Source organism: Salinarimonas ramus (genome assembly GCF_014645695.1).
Taxonomy (GTDB): domain Bacteria; phylum Pseudomonadota; class Alphaproteobacteria; order Rhizobiales; family Beijerinckiaceae; genus Salinarimonas; species Salinarimonas ramus.
Genome location: NZ_BMMF01000002.1, coordinates 375998 through 392684, shown reverse-complemented (window position 1 = coordinate 392684; position 16687 = coordinate 375998). Strand labels below are relative to the sequence as shown.

The window sequence follows — 16687 nt, the reverse complement described above, 5'->3', positions numbered from 1 at the left end:
TCCGGCGCATCGACCACTGCACCATTCCGAGGACGAAGCCATGACCTTCCGCATCACCGGCCTCTCGCCGGAACCCTTTCTCCCGCTCTACGGCCTCTCGGACGAGGCGCTGGCCTTGCACAACGCCCGCCGCATGATCGTCGACGGCGAGCCGGGCTATCCCGATCGCATCGAGATGCGCGAGGTCCCGGTGGGCGAGACCGTGCTCCTCCTCAACCACGTCTCCATGCCCGCTTCGTCGCCCTACCGCGCCACGCACGCGATCTTCGTGCGCGAGGGCGCGCGGGAGACGTTCGACCGGGTGGGAATCGTGCCGGAGGTGATGCGCCGGCGCCTGCTCTCGCTACGCGCCTTCGACGACGAGGGCATGATGCGCGACGCGGACGTGGTGGAGGGCGCCGTGGTGGAGCCGGTGATCGAGCGGCTTCTCGCCGATCCGAAGGTCAGCGTCATCCACGCGCATTACGCGAAGCGCGGCTGCTATTCCGGGCGCATCGAGCGGGCGTAGCGACCGCCTCGGCGCGTCATTTCAGGCGCGCGAGCACGGCGTCGACCGCCACCTCCAGCTCACGCGCCACCACCTCGGCCGCGCGCGGCTCGGCCTTCGGCGACACCGCGGCGCGGATCGCGTCCGCATGCGCGGCGACGAGAGCGACGGGCGTGCGTGCGCCCGCGCGCTCGACGAGCCGCGCGAGGCTCGCCGCCATGCGCGCCACGACGGGTACGGCGAGGCCGAGCGCCGCGCCGCGCAGGCGGTGGGCTGCGCGCAGCGAGCGCGTCCGCGAGGCGGCCTGAGCCGGGTCGAACCCCTCCACGATGCCGGCGCAGCGCGCGGCCTCCTCGGCGAGGGTCTCGCCCGCCTGCGCCCGCACCCGCACCTCCGCGGCCTGCGCCCGCGACACCGCGGCGGCGAGCGCCTCCTCGTAATCCGCGTCGAAGGCGAGCGCCTTCGCCCGCAAACGATCCGGGACGGGCACCGTCTCGCGGGGAGGCGCGGGTTTCGCGGGGGAGGGCTTCGTGCCGGACGGCTTTCCGGCTGCGGACTTGGCCGACGAGCCCGTCTTGCCGTCGCGGCTCTTGGCGGCTGCCTTGTCGCGGGGGGCGGGGATGATGCGCACGCTCGCTCACTCCTCCGGTACGGGCGGCGGCGCGGGCGGGCCTGCGAAGCTCTGCGGCCGGCTGCGGTCCGGCCCGAAATAATGGGGCGTCGCCACGAAGGGCCGCGTGTCGGCGAGGACGGCGAGAAGGCGCTCGTAGAAGGCCTGCGGCGTCGTCGGCTTGACGAGATAGCCGCTGACGCCGGCGCGCATCGCCCGCATCACCCGCCCGCGCTCGCCGTAGGCGGTGAGCATCAGGATCGGCACGAAGGCGTCCGGGCTCGTCTTGCGATCGCGCAGCGCCTTCGTGAGCGCGATGCCGTCGAGCCCCGGCATCTCCCAATCGGTGACGACGACGTCGGCCGGCGCCTCGTTCATCAGCGCCAGCGCGCGGGCGCCGTCGGCGGTGTCGCGCACGGAGCGCGCGCCGAAGGCCTCGAGCCAGGCGACCACCAGCCGGCGCCAGAACGGGTCGTCCTCGGCGACGATGAAGCTCAGGTTTTCGAAGGCGATGCGCATGGCGGCTCACACGACGCGTCAGGGGCCGAACTGCTCGCGCAGGATCCGCTCGTCGAGGCCGTGGCCGGGATCGTGCAGCATGACGAGGTCCACCGTCCGATCGAGGGAGGCCTCCACCCGAGCGACGCGGCGAAATTCGGTGTGGTCCGCCACTGCCGCGACGGGGCGGAGCTCGGGCTCCTTCACCTCGATGGCGACGCGGGCGTGGTCCGGCAGGAGCGCGCCGCGCCAATGCCGCGGGCGGAAGGCGGAGATCGGCGTCAACGCCAGGAGCGGGGCGTTCAGCGGCAGGATCGGCCCGCCGGTGGAGAAATTGTAGGCGGTGGAGCCCGCCGGGGTCGCGACGAGGATCCCGTCGGCGATGAGCTCGGGCATGCGCACCTTGCCGTCCACCGCGATGATCAGCTTGGCCGCCTGATGCGTCTGGCGCAAGAGCGAGACCTCGTTGATGGCGCGTGCCGTGTGCATCTTCCCCTGCGTGTCGACCGCGGTCATGAGCAGCGGATGCACCACGGCGCGTTGGGCGCTGGCGAGGCGCTCCATCAGGCCGTCCTCGCGGTAGTCGTTCATGAGGAAGCCGACGGAGCCGCGATTCATGCCGTAGATCGGCTTCTCCACGCCCATGAAGAGATGGAGCGTCTGCAGCATCAGCCCGTCGCCGCCGAGCGCCACGACGATGTCGGCGGCCTCCGGCACGACGTTGGGATAGCGCGCGCGCAGGCGCTCCGCGGCGGCCTGCGCCTCGGGATGCTCGCTCGCCACGAACGCGATCGCCTTGCCACGGCTCATGAGACTGCGCCACCTATCGTCGGGACGAAACGCACACCGGGAGGCATAGCATGGAACGCCCGCTCCTCGTCTACACGACCTTTCCCGACGAGGCGGCCGCGGCCGCCGTCTCGCGCGCGCTCGTGGAGCGCGGGCTCGCGGCCTGCGTCAACCTCATTCCGGGGATGCGCAGCGTCTATTCCTGGCAGGGTGCGATCGAGGAGGCCGGCGAGATCGTCGGCCTCGTCAAGACGCGCTCGGGGTTGGAGGAGGCGGTCGCGGCGACGATCCGCGAGACGCATCCCTACGAGACGCCGGTGGTCCTCACGATCCCCGTCGGCGCCGACGCGCCCACGACCGCGTGGCTGATGGGAGCGACGGGGGCGTGATCGTCGCGGCTCAGCCGCAGGCCGCGTCGTAGGCGTCGAGGACGGCGCGCAGGTTGCGCGGCAGCGCCTCGCAGAGATAGCCGCCCTCCTGGACGATGGCCGTGGGGAGCCCCGCGCGTGCGATCGTCTCGGCCGCGCGGGCGAAGCCGTCGGTGGTCACGGCCAGCGCGCCGATCGGATCGTCCTTGGACGCGTCGAGGCCGAGCGCGACGACGAGCGCCCCGGGCGCGAAGCGGGCGATGCCCTCCAGCGCGTCCTCGATGGCGGCGAGCCACGGCGCGTCGCCGGAGCCGTGGGGGAGGGGGATGTTGCGATTTGCCCCCTCGCCGTCGCCGACCCCGACTTCATCCGCGTACCCGGCGTAATAGGGGAAATAATCCGCAGGATCCGCGTGGATAGAGATCGTGAGGATGTCACCGCGTGTGTAAAAGACGCCTTGTGTCCCGTTGCCGTGATGAACGTCGATGTCGAGCACGGCGACCCGGGAATGGCGGGTGCGCAGCCGCTCGGCCGCGATGGCGGAATTGTTGAGGAAGCAGAAGCCGCCGGCCGAGTCGGCATAGGCATGGTGCCCGGGCGGACGGCAGAGCGCGTAGGCGCGACCGTCCTCGAGCGCCGCGTCCGCGGCGCTGACGGCCACCTGCGCGGCGGCGTGCACCGCCTCCCACGTTCCCGGGCGAATCGGCGTCGACGTATCGGCGGTGTGGTAGCCGATGAGGCCGAGCATGCCCTCCGGGCGCCGGCTCATGTGCGGGCGCGCGAAATGTCCCGACAGGATCTCGGCCGCGTCTGCTCCGCCCGGCAGCTCGCCGCGGCGAGACCATGCCTCGCGCAGGAAGCGGACGTACGCGGCGTCGTGGACGGCGAGGATCGGCGCTTCGCCGTGATCGGCGGGCGCGACGAGATCGTGCGCGTCGGCGATGGCGTCACGCAGGAGCGTCCAGCGCTCGCCCTGCTCCGGATGCGCGACGATGGTGCCGCGCCGGAAATAGCTATCGGGATCGTGCGCGAGGGCGCGCGCGTCATGAAAGGCCCGCATTGCTCGTTTCTCCGAACTCGTGCAGAAGAACTATCGCACAGGATCGGAAGGATGCGTCGCGGCGCGCGGCTCCGGGGAACGGTGGAGCGCGCCGCGAAGCCGCAGGCGATGCGGAACCGGCCGTCAGGCCTTGGGGGCCTCGGTCACCTCGGCGGAGGCGAACGTCTCGGCGATCTGGGCCAGGTTGTCGAGCAGCTTGCGCGACTTGATCTTCGAGGCCGAGACGATGAGGCGCTGCACGCCGTCGTCGGCCAGGATGTCCTGGCGATCGCTCTGGGTCGGCTCGACGTCGTCCGAGAACGAGAAGAAGAACTCGATCGGCTGCTCGGTCGACAGGGACACCTGATGCAGGCGCCCGGCGCCGATGCGGTCGGTGCCGTTCTCGTACTTCTGGATCTGCTGATAGGTCACGCCGATCTGCTCGCCCAGCTTCTGCTGGCTCATCTTGGCGATACGGCGCGCCAGGCGAATACGCTGACCGACGAAGCGGTCGATGTCGGTGGGGCAACGAGTTGACATGATCTTCCACTGATCTCGGGTTGAGTGTGCAGACACTGATATGGCTTTTTTCCGGTCCTGTAAATGGAAGGGGTGCAGAAATCCGTTGGTCCGAGTCTCGCGATGCCTGTCGTGGGTAGTTTAGCGCCACGTGCACGGAATTGCAGAGAATTAATCGACAAACGCTGAAATCGCCGAGAGCGCAGGCGCATAGGGCGTCTCGGCCCGCATCTGAGCAGAGGCAGAATGTGGGGTTTCGCTGAAGGTTCGTGCGCATATCCATATCTTGATTTTGGGTAAATGCACGAAATGCGTCGGGTCTCCAACCGTGACGCTGGGCGGCAACAGACGGTCCAGAGGCGTCCGCTGGCCGAGTAACCCGTTGCTGCGCAACGATTTGGCCGATTCGTGCGAATCTGCGCGGCCGAATGGGCACCATTGCCGCTCTCCCGCCGCCCTCTCGTTCAAGTTTGCTCAAAATTCTCAACAATGAATCCGAGTGACCGCCAAGCCATGAGGGTCTGCAATCAAAAGATGCCCCACACAGCGGTGAAATGGTATAGTATGCAGATCTTCGTTCTGCAGAGTTGTGACATTCATAAGACAGCATCGACTGCGAGCGACGTGCTCGGGACTTGAACGGCGGGCGGAACGACTTTGCGTCAACAAATCTTCTGCAGCCGAATCCGCTGTCTCGTTCATCGCCATTTCTCGCCGGCAAAATGATCGCGGCTTGCGGCACCACCGCTCCAGCCTCTCACGCTCCCTTGCCTCCTTCACCCCCGCATGCGAGAGCCACAGCGAGGATTCAGATGACCGACCTCCTAGAGCCCGATCTGTGCGTCGTCGGCGCGGGCGCCGCGGGCCTCTCCGTCGCCGCCGTGGCCGCATCGCTGGGCGCCTCCGTCGTCCTCGTCGAGAAGGGCGCCGGCGGCGGCCTCATGGGCGGCGAATGCCTCTTCAACGGCTGCGTTCCCTCGAAATCCGTGATCGCCGCGGCGGCGCACGCCCATGCGGCGCGCACCGGCGGGCCGTTCGGCGTCGCGACGCACGAGCCCGAGGTCGACTACGCGGCGCTGCGCGACCACGTGCGCGCCGTCATCGCCGCGATCGCGCCCAACGATTCGGTCGCGCGTTACCGCGCCATGGGCGTCACCGTGCTCGCCGAGGAGGCCCGCTTTGTCGACGCGCGCACGATGGAAGCCGGCGCCGCGCGCATCCGTGCCCGCCGCTTCGTGCTGGCCACGGGATCGCGCCCGCTCGTGCCGCCGATCCAGGGCCTCGCGCAGACGCCCTTCCTCACGAACGAGACGCTGTTCGACCTCGCCGAGCGCCCGAGCCGGCTCCTCGTGGTCGGCGCCGGCCCGATCGGGCTCGAGCTCGCCCAGGCGCATCGGCGCCTCGGCGCCGCCGTCACGCTCCTGTCGAACGGCCCCGTCCTGCCGCGGGAGGATCGCGAGGTCGCGGGCATCCTCGCCGCCGCGCTGCGCGCGGAGGGCGTCGATCTGCGCGAGAGCGTCGAGGTGCTGGGCGCCGAGCGCGCGGGGGAGGGCGTGCGGCTTCGCCTGCGCGCGGGGGAGGGCGCCCGCCAGGAGCACATCGAGGGCTCGCACCTCCTCGTCGCCACCGGGCGCGAGCCCACGGTGGAGGGGCTCGGCCTCGAGGCGGCCGGCATCGCCCACGGGCCGGACGGCATCGCCGTCGACGCGCGGCTGCGGACGTCCAACCGGCGCGTCTACGCCATCGGCGACTGCGCCACCGGCGGCACCGGCGGCCTGCGCTTCACTCATGCGGCGAGCAACCACGCCTCCCTCGTCGTGCGCGACGCGCTCTTCCGCCTGCCCGCGAAGGTCGATCCCACCACGATCCCGCGGGTCGTCTACACCGACCCGGAGATCGCCGCCGTCGGCCTTTCGGAGGAGGAGGCCTTTCGCAAGGACAAGAGGGCGCGTATCCTGCGCTGGCCCGTCGCGGAGAACGACCGCGCGCAGGCCGAGCGGAGCACGCACGGCCTCGTCAAGGCGTTCGTGGGGCGCGACGGGCGCGTGCTCGGCTGCACCATCGCCGCCCCGCACGCTGGGGAGCTGATCGCTCTCTGGACGCTCGCCATGGCCAAGGGCCTGAAGGCGCGGGATATCGCAGGGATCGTCATGCCGTATCCGACCTATTCCGAGCTGACGAAACGCGCCGCCGTCGAAACTCTTCGGCCCTTCGCGACGAACCCGTGGGTGCAGCGCTGGCGGCGTCTCGTCCGGACGCTCGGCTGACGCGCGGACGGAGGGCGCATGGAGGAGGCGGGCATCGCCGAAAGGCCGCGGGAGATCGCGCCGCAGGACGCGGGCGCGGCGCTCTCGGCGGCTGCGCGCGCCCCGCGCCGCCTGCGCATCGGCCTCTCGGGGCGCCTGCTCTTCCTCACCATCGCCTTCGTGATGGTCGCGGAGGTGCTGATCTACGTACCCTCCGTCGCGAACTTCCAGCGCAACTGGCTCTCGGACCGGCTCGCCGCCGCCCAGATCGCCGCCCTCGTCCTCGACGCGGGCGACGCGGACATGCCGCAGCTGCAGGAGAAGCTGCTGGCCGGCGTCGGCGCCGAGCTCGTCGCCGTGCGCGGCGGGGGCACGCGCCGTCTCCTCGCCGTCGACGTCAGCATGCCGCCCGAGGTCTCGCGCACCGTCGACCTGCGCAGCCAGGGCGCCTTCGCCGCGATCGGCTCGGCCTTCGACACGCTCTTCGGCCGCGCGCCCGGCATGTTGCGCGTCGTCGGCGACGGGACGGGCCCGGACGCCGAGGCGATCGACTTCGTCGAGATCGTCCTCGATCCCGCGCCCCTGCGCGAGGCGCTCCTCGCCTTCTCGCGCAACATCCTCGTTCTCTCGTTGATCATCTCCGGCATCACCGCCGGGCTCGTCTACCTCGCGCTCCAGGCCTTGATCGTGCGCCCGGTGCGGCGCCTCTCGGCGAACCTCGCCCAGTTCTCGCAGGCGCCGGAGGACGCCTCGCGCATCATCGCGCCGAGCCGGCGCACCGACGAGATCGGCACCGCCGAGCGGGCGCTCGAGCGCACGGAGAAGGCGCTCGCCGAGGAACTGCGATCCAAGCGCCGCCTCGCCGAGCTCGGCCTGGGCGTCGCCAAGATCAACCACGATCTGCGCAACATGCTCGCCTCCGCGCAGCTGATTTCGGATCGCCTGTCGGACGTGGAGGACCCCACCGTCCAGCGCATCGCGCCGCGCCTCATCGGCACGCTGCAGCGCGCCATCGACTTCTCGGAGGCGACGCTCGCCTACGGCCGCGCCGTCGAGCCGACGCCGAGCCGTCAGGTGCTGCCGCTGCTCGACGTGCTCACGGATCTCCACGCCGTGCCGGGCCTCGCCGTGCCGGACGCGGAGAGCGTGCCGGAGGGCGCCGCGCGGCTCGTGCTCGAGATCGCGCCCGACGTGACGATCGACGCCGACCGCGAGCAGATCGCCCGCGTCTTCGTCAATCTCGCCCGCAACGCGGTCCAGGCGCTCGCCCGCGCGCCCGGCGCGGAGCGCATCCTGAAGATCGAGGCCTTCCGCACCGGCGCGACCTGCGTCGTGCGCGTCTCCGACACCGGCCCCGGCCTGCCGCCCAAGGCCGTCGAGCACCTGTTCGAGGCCTTCAAGGGCGCGACCCGCGCCTCCGGTACCGGGCTCGGCCTCGCCATCTGCGCCGAGATCGTGCGCCTTCACGGCGGGCGCATCGTGCACGAGCCCGAAGAGCCGGGTGCGTGCTTTCGCATCGAGATCCCCGATCGACGCAGAAGCGAGGCCTGAACGGGCTTTGCGCCCGCGGGACGCGCGCCGGGCGGCAGGTCGCGTGGAAAAAAGTTCGTCGCGACGCGAAAACCCGCTTGCCAAGCCGCCCGCGATTTTCTATTCAGCCGGCCTCGCGACGACGCAACGACATCGCCGCGACGGCAGGCGCCCGTAGCTCAGCTGGATAGAGCACCAGACTACGAATCTGGGGGTCAGAGGTTCGAATCCTTTCGGGCGCGCCACTTCTTTTCAAGATATGTCAACGAACACGTTTTCGCCGATGCCTTCGGCCGCGGAATACTCATGACCGCGCGGTGGTCTCCGAGGACCTCGGCGGAACGCGGCGCACGCTATGGAGATGCGGGCGTGGGGCACGAGATCCTGTTCTGGCGGCGCATCGACGTCCCCGCCCTCGAGCGCCTCTCGCTCGATGTCGCTCCCGATGCCGTCGAGGCCTGCTCCTGCGTCGTCGGCAGCGACGACGGTGGCTATCGGCTCGACTATCGCTGGCTTCTCTCCGGGGATTGGCGCACCAGGAGGCTCGAGGTCGAGCGCTGGGGTGCCGCGGGCCGTGCGCACGTCGTCCTCGAGCGCATCGGCGACTGCTGGAGCGTCGACGGCGCCCACCGGCCGGACCTGGACGGCGCCGAGGAGCCGGACCTGTCGGTCACCCCGTTCTGCAACACTCTGCCCATCCGCCGGACGCCTCGGGCTCCGGGCGCCAGCCTGACGCTCGACGTCTGCTATCTCGACGGCGCGACGATGCGCGTCGAGCGATCGCGCCAGCGCTACGACCGGCTCGGCCCGGACAGGCTGCGCTACGTGGATCTCGGCCGCGCCAGCGGCTTCGAGGCGGAGCTGCGGGTGGACGGGGAGGGGCTCGTCGTGACCTACGAGCACCTCTTCGAGCGCGTCGCCCCGACGCCCTGAGCCACCCGCCTGCTGTTCGAACACTCCGTTTCGAAGCTTAGCAGCGCGTACGAGCGACGTTCCCCCGCCACATCGCTCCGGAACGGAACCGATCGCCTAAGATTCGGTGGTTCTGTTAACCGGCGTTTTCACCCCTGGCGTGCCTCATCGTCGCCTGTTCGCGCAGGAGACCAGCATGTCAGCGAGTGCAGCAGCCCGGGACGACCTCACCTTCTACGACATCCTCCGCCGCCTTCCTCTCGGGCGCAGCTACGTCCTGCGGCTGTTCCTCGTCTGCTTCGTCGGCACGCACGTCCCCCTCGTCGCCTTCACGGTGACGGTGCTGCTCGGCGGCGCGGTTCCGCTGGAGCAGAGCGCGCCGGCTCTGATCACGCTGCTCGTCGCGACGCTGGTCGGCACGGGGATGACGCTCGTCGCCGTGCGCGCCGCGCTGGCTCCCATCGTGCGCTCCATCGGGGCGCTGCGCGCCTACAACACCGCACGCATCCTGCCCGACCTGCCGCTGCGGGACGACGACGAGGCGTCCGAGCTGATGGCGACCGTGCGCATCGTCTGCGAGCGGCTCGAGGTGGAGCTGCGCCGGCGCGAGCACCAGGCCTCGACCGACGCCCTCACGGGTCTCGCCAACCGCATGGGCTTCTTCGACGGCTCGGTGCGCATCCTCAACGCGGCGCGGCGCGCCGGGACCGAGACGGCGCTCGTCCTATTCGACATCGATCGCTTCAAGTCGATCAACGATACGTTCGGCCATCCCGCGGGCGACGCCGTCATCGCGGCCGTCGCGGGGATCATCGCCGACGTCGCGGGGGAGGGCGCCTTCGCCGGGCGGCTCGGCGGGGAGGAATTCGCGCTCCTCCTGCCGTGCACGGACGCGGCTGCTGCCCGCGACGTCGCCGAGCGCGTCCGCGCGGCCGTGGCGCGGCTCGAGGTCGAGGCCTGCCCGGGACGCGCGATCACGATCTCGGGAGGCTTCACCGCTCTCGACGTGTTCCGGGAGCCCGGGCTCGACGGCGCCATCGAGCGGGCGGACCGCGCGCTCTACGCGGCGAAGGAGGGCGGGCGCGACCGGATCGTCGACGCGGTCGAGACCGGGCGCAGGGCGCTCGCGGCGCTCTGAGCGGCGCGGGCCGGCTTGCGCCCCGGGCGATCTCCTGTACCCTCGCGGACGATCGAGCGTGGCCGTGCGCCGGAGGTCGAGGCATGTCCCAGGAGAGCGCCGCCACGCCCGAAGCGGAGGACCCGCCGGTCCGCCACGAGGACAACGGCTCCAAGGGTCGCTACGTCGTCGCTCTCGACGGGCACGAGGCGGAGATGACCTACACCCGCGCCGGCGAGAGCCTGATCATCATCGACCATACCGGCGTGCCGGACGCGCTGCGCGGACGCGGGCTCGGCCTCGTCCTGGTGCGCCGCGCCGTCGAGGACGCGCGGGCGGCCGGCAAGACGATCATACCTCTCTGCCCGTTCGCCAAGGCGACGATCGAGCGCCATCCCGAATTCCACGACGTCGTGAAACGCTGAGCGTGCGGGCGTCCCGCCCGGCGCGAGGGGAGGGACCCCCAATGGACGAACGCTGGCCGCCGCTCCCCTACGAGCCCTGGCGCGAGACCTGCGGCGCGCTGCACCTCTGGTGCCAGATCCTCGGCAAGTACCGCCTCGCCCATGCGCCTTGGGTGAACCATTCCTGGCACGCCACGCTCTACGTCTCCCCCCGCGGCCTCACCACGGGGCCGGTGCCCGATCCCGCCGGCGCCATCGCGCTGACGCTCGATCTGCGCGATCATCTCCTCGTCGCCGAGGCGGCGTCCGGCGCCCGCGAGGAGGTGCCGCTCGGCCCGATGAGCGTCGCGGCGTTCCTCGCCCGCGCCCGCGACGCGGTGGGCGCGCTCGGCGGCACCTTCGCCATCCACGGCCGGCCGAACGAGATCCCGGACGCCGTGCCCTTCGCCGAGGACCTGCGCCCGCGCCCCTACGACGCGGACGCGGTCGAGCGCTTCCACCGGGCGCTCCTGTCGATCGAGGGCGTGTTCCAGCTCTTCCGCACGAGCTTCCTCGGCAAGGTCTCGCCGGTGCACCTGTTCTGGGGCTCGTTCGATCTCGCGGTGACGCGCTTCTCGGGGCGGCGCGCGCCGCCTCATCCCGGCGGCATCCCGAACCTGCCCGACAGCGTCACCCGCGAGGCCTATTCCCACGAGGTCTCCTCCGCCGGCTTCTGGCCGGGCGGCAACGGGATGGACGCGGCCTTCTACTCGTACGCCTACCCGACGCCGGAGGCCTTCGCCCGCGCGCCGGTCACGCCCGCGGCGGCGACGTGGAACGCGACGCTGGGCGAGTTCCTCCTGCCCTACGAGGCGGTGCGCACGGCCGAGGACCCGCAGGCGACGCTCCTCGCCTTCCTGGAGAGCACCTACACCGCCGCCGCCGAGACCGCCGCCTGGGACCGCGCCGCCCTCGAATGCGCCCGCGGCGTCCCGCGCGTGCCGCGGGCGGTGGGGTGAACCGCCACGCTCCTCACTGCGGGATCAGCACGCCCGTGTAGACCACCGGGCCCGTCGGGGCGCCGGTGGGGGAGCCGCCCGGGGGCTCGACGCTGACGGCGAGGGTGGCGCCGGGGGCGGAGCGGGCGACGGCGGGCTCGATGCGGATGTCGCTCGCGTCCTCGACGAGGCCGAGCGAGCGGGGCGCGTCGCCATCGGCCACGAGCCACAGCTCGAGCGCCTGCTCGGGCGGCGCCTCCGCGGCCGGCGCGCGCACGCGCACGAGGCCGCTCGCCACGTCCACCTGCACGATGAGCGCGGGAAGCTCCCCGCCGCGATCGACGACGGCGACGTAGCGCTCCGCCGCCGGTTCGTCCGGCGGCAGCGGCGCGAAGGTGCCCGGTGCCAGGATCGCCACGGCGACGAGCGCCGCCGCGAGCACGCCGAGCCCGCCGGCGGCGAGGCGCCAGCCGGCGAGCGAGCGCCGCAGGCGGCGCACCTCGTCGAGCGAGACCACGTCGCCTCCGCGCTCGCCCGCAGCCCCGGCAGCCGTGGCCACCGAGCCCGCGGCCCGTCCCTCCAGCCGCGCCTCGATGCGCGCGAGGAGATCGGCCGGCGGCTCGACGGGGTCCACGGCCTCCGCCAGCGGCGCGAGGCGCTCCTGCCAGTCGGCGACGGCGCGGGCGAGCGCGGGCTCGCGCGGCAGGCGCGCCTCGAAGGCGACGCGCTCGGCGGGCGGCAGCGTGCCGAGGACGTACTCGCCCGCGAGCGCGTCGTCCTCTCCCTCGAACATGTCCGTCCCGGCGCTCATGACGACAGGCACCCCCGGAGCGTGGCGAGGCCGCGATGCAGCCAGGTCTTGATCGTGTTGACGTTCTTGCCCGTGCGGGCGGCGAGCTCTTCGCGCGACCAGCCTTCGCAATAGGCGAGGAGAATGCAATGGCGATGCGCCTCCTCGAGCAGATCGAGGCAGCGCGTCAGCGCGTCGCGATCCGCGAAGGTCGCGGCGGCGTCGAACGGGTCGGGGATCGCGGCGATCCGGTCCTCGCCGTCCTCGCCGGGATCGAGCAGAACCTCGCGGCGGCCGCGCACGGCGTCGATGGCGCGGTTGCGCGCGATGGTGATCATCCAGGTCATGGGCCGCGCCTTCTCCGCCGCATAGGACGAGGCGCCGCGCCAGATGCCGAGATAGACCTCCTGCAGCACCTCCTCGGCCATGCCCCGATCCTTGACGATACGGAGCACGACGCCGAAGAGTTTCGCGCTGGTGCGCTCGTAGAGCCGGCGATAGGCGGCGCGATCCTCGCCCGCGACGGCCGCGAGAAGAGCCTCGAGAGGCTCCTCCGATTCGGGGGAATGACGCACGCGATCCTCGTCGCTCGGCACACGGTCGTGGCAGACATAGCGCGATGCGCGCGGAAGTCACGCCGCTTCGGCATGGAAGTCACGCGGACATGTACCCGGCGTCCGTGACGAGCGCGTCGCGCCGGCGGGCGAGATGATCGCGCACGGCCTCGTCCCGCGTCAGCGCGAGGGCGGCATCGAAGGCGGCGTGCGCCTCCGCGCCGAGGCCCGCCAGCGAGAGGAGATGCGCGCGCGTGGCGTGGAAGGGCTGGTAGCCGGCGACCCGCTCCGGCGGCAGGGCGGCGAGGAGGGCGAGGCCGGCATCGGGCCCCCACGCGTCCCCGTGCGCCGCCGCGCGCGCCACGGCGACGCCGAGCGACGGCGTCTCGCGCGCGAGGTGGTCGTAGAGCATGCACAGAGCCCGCGGCTCGTGCCGGCCGGTCATGCGCGCCTGCGCGTGGACGGCCTGGATCGCGGCTTCCGTCTGGTAGCGCCCGGGCCGCCCCATGCGCGCGGCGCGCACGAGCGCCGCTTCGGCCTCGATCACGGCCTCGCGCGACCAGAGCCGCGGGTCCTGCTCGGAGAGCGGGACATAGGCGCCGGACGCGCCGCGTCGCGCCGGTGCCCGCGCGTCGACGTAGAGCATCAAGGCGAGGAGGCCGAGCGGCTCCGGCTCGCCGGGCAGGAGCGCCGCGAGGAGGCGCGCGAGGTGGATCGCCTCGCCCGCGAGACCCTCGCGCTCGGTCGTGCCGGCGACGCCCGGCGTCTCGTCGAATGCGGTGCCGAAGGCGGCGTAGATCGCGGCCAGCACGGCGTCGAGCCTCTCGGGCAGCTCGGCCAGGTCGGGCGTCTCGAAGGGGATGCCGGCGTCGCGGATCTTGCCCTTGGCCCGCACCAGCCGCTGCGCCATTGCCGCCGGCGCGAGGAGGAAGGCGGGTGCGATCCGCGCCGCCTCGAGCCCGAGCACCGTCTGCAGCATGAGCGGCGTGCGCACGGTCTCGTCGATGGCCGGATGGGCGCAGACGAAGAGCAGGGCGAGGCGCGCATCGGGGATCGTGTCGGGCTCGCGGTCCCGGGTCTCCTCCGCGAGGAGCGCGAGCGTCGCGGCCGCTGCGCCCCGCACGGCGGCATGGCGCGTGGCGCGGCCCATCCCGCGCCGCGCGACCGTGAGAAGCCAGGCCTCCGGGCGATCGGGGACGCCGCGCTCGGGCCACGTCTCGAGCGCCAGGCGGAAGGCGTCTGCGAGGGCGTCCTCCGCCGCCGCGATGTCGCGGCTGCGCGAGGCGAGGATCGCCACGAGGCGACCGTAGGAGGCGCGCGCCGCGGCGTCGGCGGCGCGGCGCGCGTCCGGGCTCATGCGGGCGGCGCCATCGGCGGCAGGACGGGACGCACCTCGACGCTTCCCGCGGAGGCGGAGGGCGCCCGCGCGGCCCAGTCGATGGCGGCGTCGAGCGTCGGCACCTCGATGACGAAATAGCCGCCGAGCTGCTCCTTCGTGTCGGGATGCGGCCCGTCCTGGACGTCGCGACGCCCGTCGCGCAGGCGCACCGTCGTCGCCGTGTGCGGCGGCTGCAGGCCGTCGCCCTTCACGACGATTCCCGCCTGGTTCAGCGCGGCGATGTAGGCGCCCCACGCGCCCCAATAGGCGCCGGAGCGCTCGGGGTCGGTGCGGGCCGAGAAGCACTCTTCCTCCTCGCGGAAGATCAGCATGTACTGCATGGCTCGGGTCTCCTGATCGAAGCTTAGCCCGGCGGCCTCGTGCGCGCCACGGCCGGCGCACGACGGTGCGCTCGACCGTATGAGCCGCGAGGGGAGGGCCGATCGACAGGAGGCCGGAAATTTTTCTCCCCCGCGCGCCGGGCCCTCCGAAACCCGCGCGACGTGGGCTCCGTAGCTGCCCTCGATCCGAAGGAGAGGATCGCAGCCACGAGGAGCCTCCCATGAGCAAGACCTTGAAGAACCTCGCCTCCGCCGCCGCCCTCGGGGCCGTGCTGTCGCTCGGCGCCGGCGCCGCCTCCGCGCAGGCCGTGAAGACGGTGGGCGGCGCGCCGATGTTTCCCACGCGCACCATCGTCGAGAACGCGGTGAACTCCGCCGATCACACCACGCTCGTCGCGGCGGTCCAGGCCGCGGGCCTCGCCGACACGCTCTCGGGGCCGGGGCCGTTCACGGTCTTCGCGCCGACGAACCGCGCCTTCTCGCGCCTGCCGGCGGGCACGGTCGACACGCTGCTCGAGCCGCAGAACCGGGGCCAGCTCACCGACGTGCTGACCTTCCACGTCGTGCCCGGCACCTACACCGCCGCCGAGCTCCTCGCGCTCGCGCAGCGATCGGACGGCCAGGCGGAGCTGACGACGGTCGAGGGCGGCACGCTCGCCGTCCTGCTCGACCGCAACGGCAACGGCCCCTACATCGCCGACAACCAGGGCAACACGGCCCGCGTGCCGATCGCCGACGTGATGCAGTCGAACGGCGTCATCCACGTCATCGACAAGGTGATGTTGCCGTAAGGCGGCGCGCCAGCCTCAGAAGTGCTCCCGCCGGATCACCGCCACGTCCGACACCGTGACGATGCCGATCTGGCGGGAGAGGAGCTTGTAGACGGGCTCCAGCACCTCCGGGACGCGGCTCTCGTCGAGGACGCAGATGACCATCACCATCTGGCCCGCATCCGAGACGAGGCCCGCGCGGCGCCACGAGCCGTCGCGCCCGCGCCCCGCGAGCGCCGGCACGACGGTGTAGCCCGTCACCGCCAGGCGATCGAGGAGGTCGAGCAGACGGTTCATGATCGGCGCCTCGACGATGATGTCGAGGCGCTTCTTCGGGTGGGTCGCGAGCCGGGGGGCGTTCGAGGTCTCGGTCATGTCAGCGCCTCCGCGAGCGCGATGTAGAGCGGGATGCCGAGCGTCAGGTTGAAGGGGAAGGTGACGCCGAGCGAGAGCGTGAGGTAGATCGCCGGGCGCGCCTCCGGCAGCGCGAGACGCATCGCGGCTGGAACGGCGATGTAGGAGGCCGAGGCCGCGAGCGTGATGAGCAGCGCGGTCCCGCCCGCCGAGAGGCCGAGCGGCAGCGCCACGAGCGCCGCGAGGCTCGCACCCACGAGGGGCATGTAGAGGCCGAAGGCGAGCACCGGGCCGCGCAGCTCGCGCCAGCCGGCGCGTAGCCCCCGGCCCGCGACGAGGCCCATGTCCAGGAGGAAGAGGCACAGGACGCCCTGGAAGGGCGCGACCAGGAAGGGCGAGACGATCTCGAGCCCGCGCGCGCCGGTGATCCAGCCGATGACGAAGGCTCCGGTGAGGAGCACGATCGAGCCGTTGAGCAGGATCTCGCGCAGGAGCGCGCCCTGCGGCTCGTCTCCCTCCGCGCCCGTGCCGGCCTTCTTGCGCGCCTTCTGCGCGAGCCACAACGCCGTGAGGATGGCGGGCGCCTCCATCACGGCGGCCACCGCGACGAGGTAGCCCTCCGCCACGAGCCCCGACAGCCGTACCGATTCCGACGCCGCGACGAAGGTGACGATGGAGATCGAGCCGTAATGCGCAGCGACCGCCGCGGCGTCGAGGGTCGGCAGCTTCGTCGTGCGCGACAGGATCTGGAAGGCGACCCAAGGGATGGAGAAGGAGAGGAGCGCGCCCGCGATCACCGCGCCGACGAGGCGCGCGTCGATGCCGTGCCCGGCAACGCTCGCGCCTCCCTTGAAGCCGATCGACATCATCAGGTAGAGCGCCAGCGCCTTCGCCACCGCCTCCGGCACGACGAGGTCCGAGCGCGCGAGCGCCGCCGCGAGACCCAGCGCGAAGAACAGGACGATGGGCGAGGTGAGGTTGGCGATGACGAGATCGAGCACGCG

General features: G+C 72.0%; 20 protein-coding genes and 1 tRNA gene. 10 read left to right on the top strand and 11 right to left on the bottom strand.

From position 1 onward, the window contains the following. The first annotated feature begins 40 nt into the window (after positions 1–40). Entirely contained in the window at positions 41–508 is a 468-nt protein-coding gene (locus IEX89_RS04215; protein ID WP_188909887.1) for a DUF1203 domain-containing protein, read from the top strand. A gap of 16 nt (positions 509–524) precedes the next feature. Here the strand turns inward: IEX89_RS04215 and IEX89_RS04210 are convergent, their stop codons facing one another. The 3 genes from IEX89_RS04210 to IEX89_RS04200 are packed head-to-tail and all read right to left on the bottom strand — an operon-like array spanning position 525 to position 2405. Continuing rightward, positions 525–1118: a hypothetical protein gene (locus tag IEX89_RS04210; protein WP_188909885.1), complete on the bottom strand. Its 594-nt coding sequence runs from the start codon at positions 1116–1118 to the stop codon at positions 525–527. 6 nt (positions 1119–1124) lie between these two features. Next, positions 1125–1616 carry a response regulator gene (locus IEX89_RS04205; protein ID WP_188909883.1) on the bottom strand — a complete coding sequence of 164 codons (492 nt, stop codon included), beginning with the start codon at positions 1614–1616 and terminating at the stop codon, positions 1125–1127. A gap of 18 nt (positions 1617–1634) precedes the next feature. Beyond that, positions 1635–2405, bottom strand: coding sequence for an NAD kinase (locus IEX89_RS04200; RefSeq protein WP_188909881.1), 771 nt, complete (start codon positions 2403–2405; stop codon positions 1635–1637). A gap of 50 nt (positions 2406–2455) precedes the next feature. Between IEX89_RS04200 and cutA the strand changes: the two genes are divergently transcribed. Further along, positions 2456–2773, top strand: a complete 318-nt coding sequence (gene cutA, locus IEX89_RS04195; RefSeq protein ID WP_188909879.1) for a divalent-cation tolerance protein CutA — start codon at positions 2456–2458, stop codon at positions 2771–2773. A 10-nt stretch (positions 2774–2783) separates the two neighbouring features. On the opposite strand, the gene IEX89_RS04190 is transcribed toward cutA, so the two are convergent. Then, the gene (locus IEX89_RS04190) at positions 2784–3812 is read right to left on the bottom strand and encodes a histone deacetylase family protein (RefSeq protein ID WP_188909878.1); all 1029 of its coding nucleotides are present in this window, start codon (positions 3810–3812) and stop codon (positions 2784–2786) included. Between the two features lie 123 nt (positions 3813–3935). Next, positions 3936–4331, bottom strand: a complete 396-nt coding sequence (locus tag IEX89_RS04185; RefSeq protein WP_188909877.1) for a helix-turn-helix domain-containing protein — start codon at positions 4329–4331, stop codon at positions 3936–3938. Between the two features lie 791 nt (positions 4332–5122). Between IEX89_RS04185 and IEX89_RS04180 the strand changes: the two genes are divergently transcribed. The 7 genes from IEX89_RS04180 to IEX89_RS04150 all read left to right on the top strand — a co-directional run bounded on the left by IEX89_RS04180 (position 5123) and on the right by IEX89_RS04150 (position 11517). Further along, complete coding sequence (locus tag IEX89_RS04180) at positions 5123–6577, top strand: dihydrolipoyl dehydrogenase family protein (protein WP_188909876.1); 1455 nt, start codon at positions 5123–5125, stop codon at positions 6575–6577. A gap of 18 nt (positions 6578–6595) precedes the next feature. Beyond that, a complete protein-coding gene (locus IEX89_RS04175) occupies positions 6596–8107 on the top strand; it encodes a sensor histidine kinase (protein ID WP_188909875.1) in 1512 nt (503 codons plus the stop codon). A 147-nt stretch (positions 8108–8254) separates the two neighbouring features. Beyond that, positions 8255–8331 (top strand) — tRNA-Arg (locus tag IEX89_RS04170). 124 nt (positions 8332–8455) lie between these two features. Continuing rightward, positions 8456–9019, top strand: coding sequence for a putative glycolipid-binding domain-containing protein (locus IEX89_RS04165; RefSeq protein ID WP_188909874.1), 564 nt, complete (start codon positions 8456–8458; stop codon positions 9017–9019). A gap of 175 nt (positions 9020–9194) precedes the next feature. Then, positions 9195–10136 carry a GGDEF domain-containing protein gene (locus tag IEX89_RS04160; RefSeq protein ID WP_188909873.1) on the top strand — a complete coding sequence of 314 codons (942 nt, stop codon included), beginning with the start codon at positions 9195–9197 and terminating at the stop codon, positions 10134–10136. 83 nt (positions 10137–10219) lie between these two features. Further along, positions 10220–10540, top strand: a complete 321-nt coding sequence (locus tag IEX89_RS04155; protein ID WP_188909871.1) for a GNAT family N-acetyltransferase — start codon at positions 10220–10222, stop codon at positions 10538–10540. Positions 10541–10581: 41 nt separating this feature from the next. Next, the gene (locus IEX89_RS04150) at positions 10582–11517 is read left to right on the top strand and encodes a DUF5996 family protein (RefSeq protein WP_188909869.1); all 936 of its coding nucleotides are present in this window, start codon (positions 10582–10584) and stop codon (positions 11515–11517) included. 13 nt (positions 11518–11530) lie between these two features. Here IEX89_RS04150 and IEX89_RS04145 read toward each other — a convergent pair whose 3' ends face one another. The 4 genes from IEX89_RS04145 to IEX89_RS04130 all read right to left on the bottom strand — a co-directional run bounded on the left by IEX89_RS04145 (position 11531) and on the right by IEX89_RS04130 (position 14559). Next, a complete protein-coding gene (locus IEX89_RS04145) occupies positions 11531–12307 on the bottom strand; it encodes an anti-sigma factor (RefSeq protein ID WP_188909867.1) in 777 nt (258 codons plus the stop codon). After that, a complete protein-coding gene (locus tag IEX89_RS04140; protein ID WP_188909865.1) occupies positions 12304–12861 on the bottom strand; it encodes a sigma-70 family RNA polymerase sigma factor in 558 nt (185 codons plus the stop codon). Before IEX89_RS04140 ends, IEX89_RS04145 begins: the two co-directional genes overlap by 4 nt. Before the next feature lie 79 nt (positions 12862–12940). Beyond that, on the bottom strand, positions 12941–14197 hold the full coding sequence (locus IEX89_RS04135) for an RNA polymerase sigma factor (RefSeq protein ID WP_188909863.1): 1257 nt from the start codon (positions 14195–14197) through the stop codon (positions 12941–12943). After that, positions 14194–14559: a YciI family protein gene (locus tag IEX89_RS04130; protein WP_188909861.1), complete on the bottom strand. Its 366-nt coding sequence runs from the start codon at positions 14557–14559 to the stop codon at positions 14194–14196. Before IEX89_RS04130 ends, IEX89_RS04135 begins: the two co-directional genes overlap by 4 nt. A gap of 221 nt (positions 14560–14780) precedes the next feature. On the opposite strand from IEX89_RS04130, the gene IEX89_RS04125 reads away from it, so the two are divergent. Next, positions 14781–15350 carry a fasciclin domain-containing protein gene (locus tag IEX89_RS04125; protein WP_188909859.1) on the top strand — a complete coding sequence of 190 codons (570 nt, stop codon included), beginning with the start codon at positions 14781–14783 and terminating at the stop codon, positions 15348–15350. Positions 15351–15365: 15 nt separating this feature from the next. Here the strand turns inward: IEX89_RS04125 and IEX89_RS04120 are convergent, their stop codons facing one another. Continuing rightward, complete coding sequence (locus tag IEX89_RS04120; protein ID WP_188909857.1) at positions 15366–15704, bottom strand: DUF190 domain-containing protein; 339 nt, start codon at positions 15702–15704, stop codon at positions 15366–15368. Then, on the bottom strand, positions 15701–16684 hold the full coding sequence (locus IEX89_RS04115; protein ID WP_188909855.1) for a sodium-dependent bicarbonate transport family permease: 984 nt from the start codon (positions 16682–16684) through the stop codon (positions 15701–15703). Before IEX89_RS04115 ends, IEX89_RS04120 begins: the two co-directional genes overlap by 4 nt. Positions 16685–16687 lie beyond the last annotated feature (3 nt).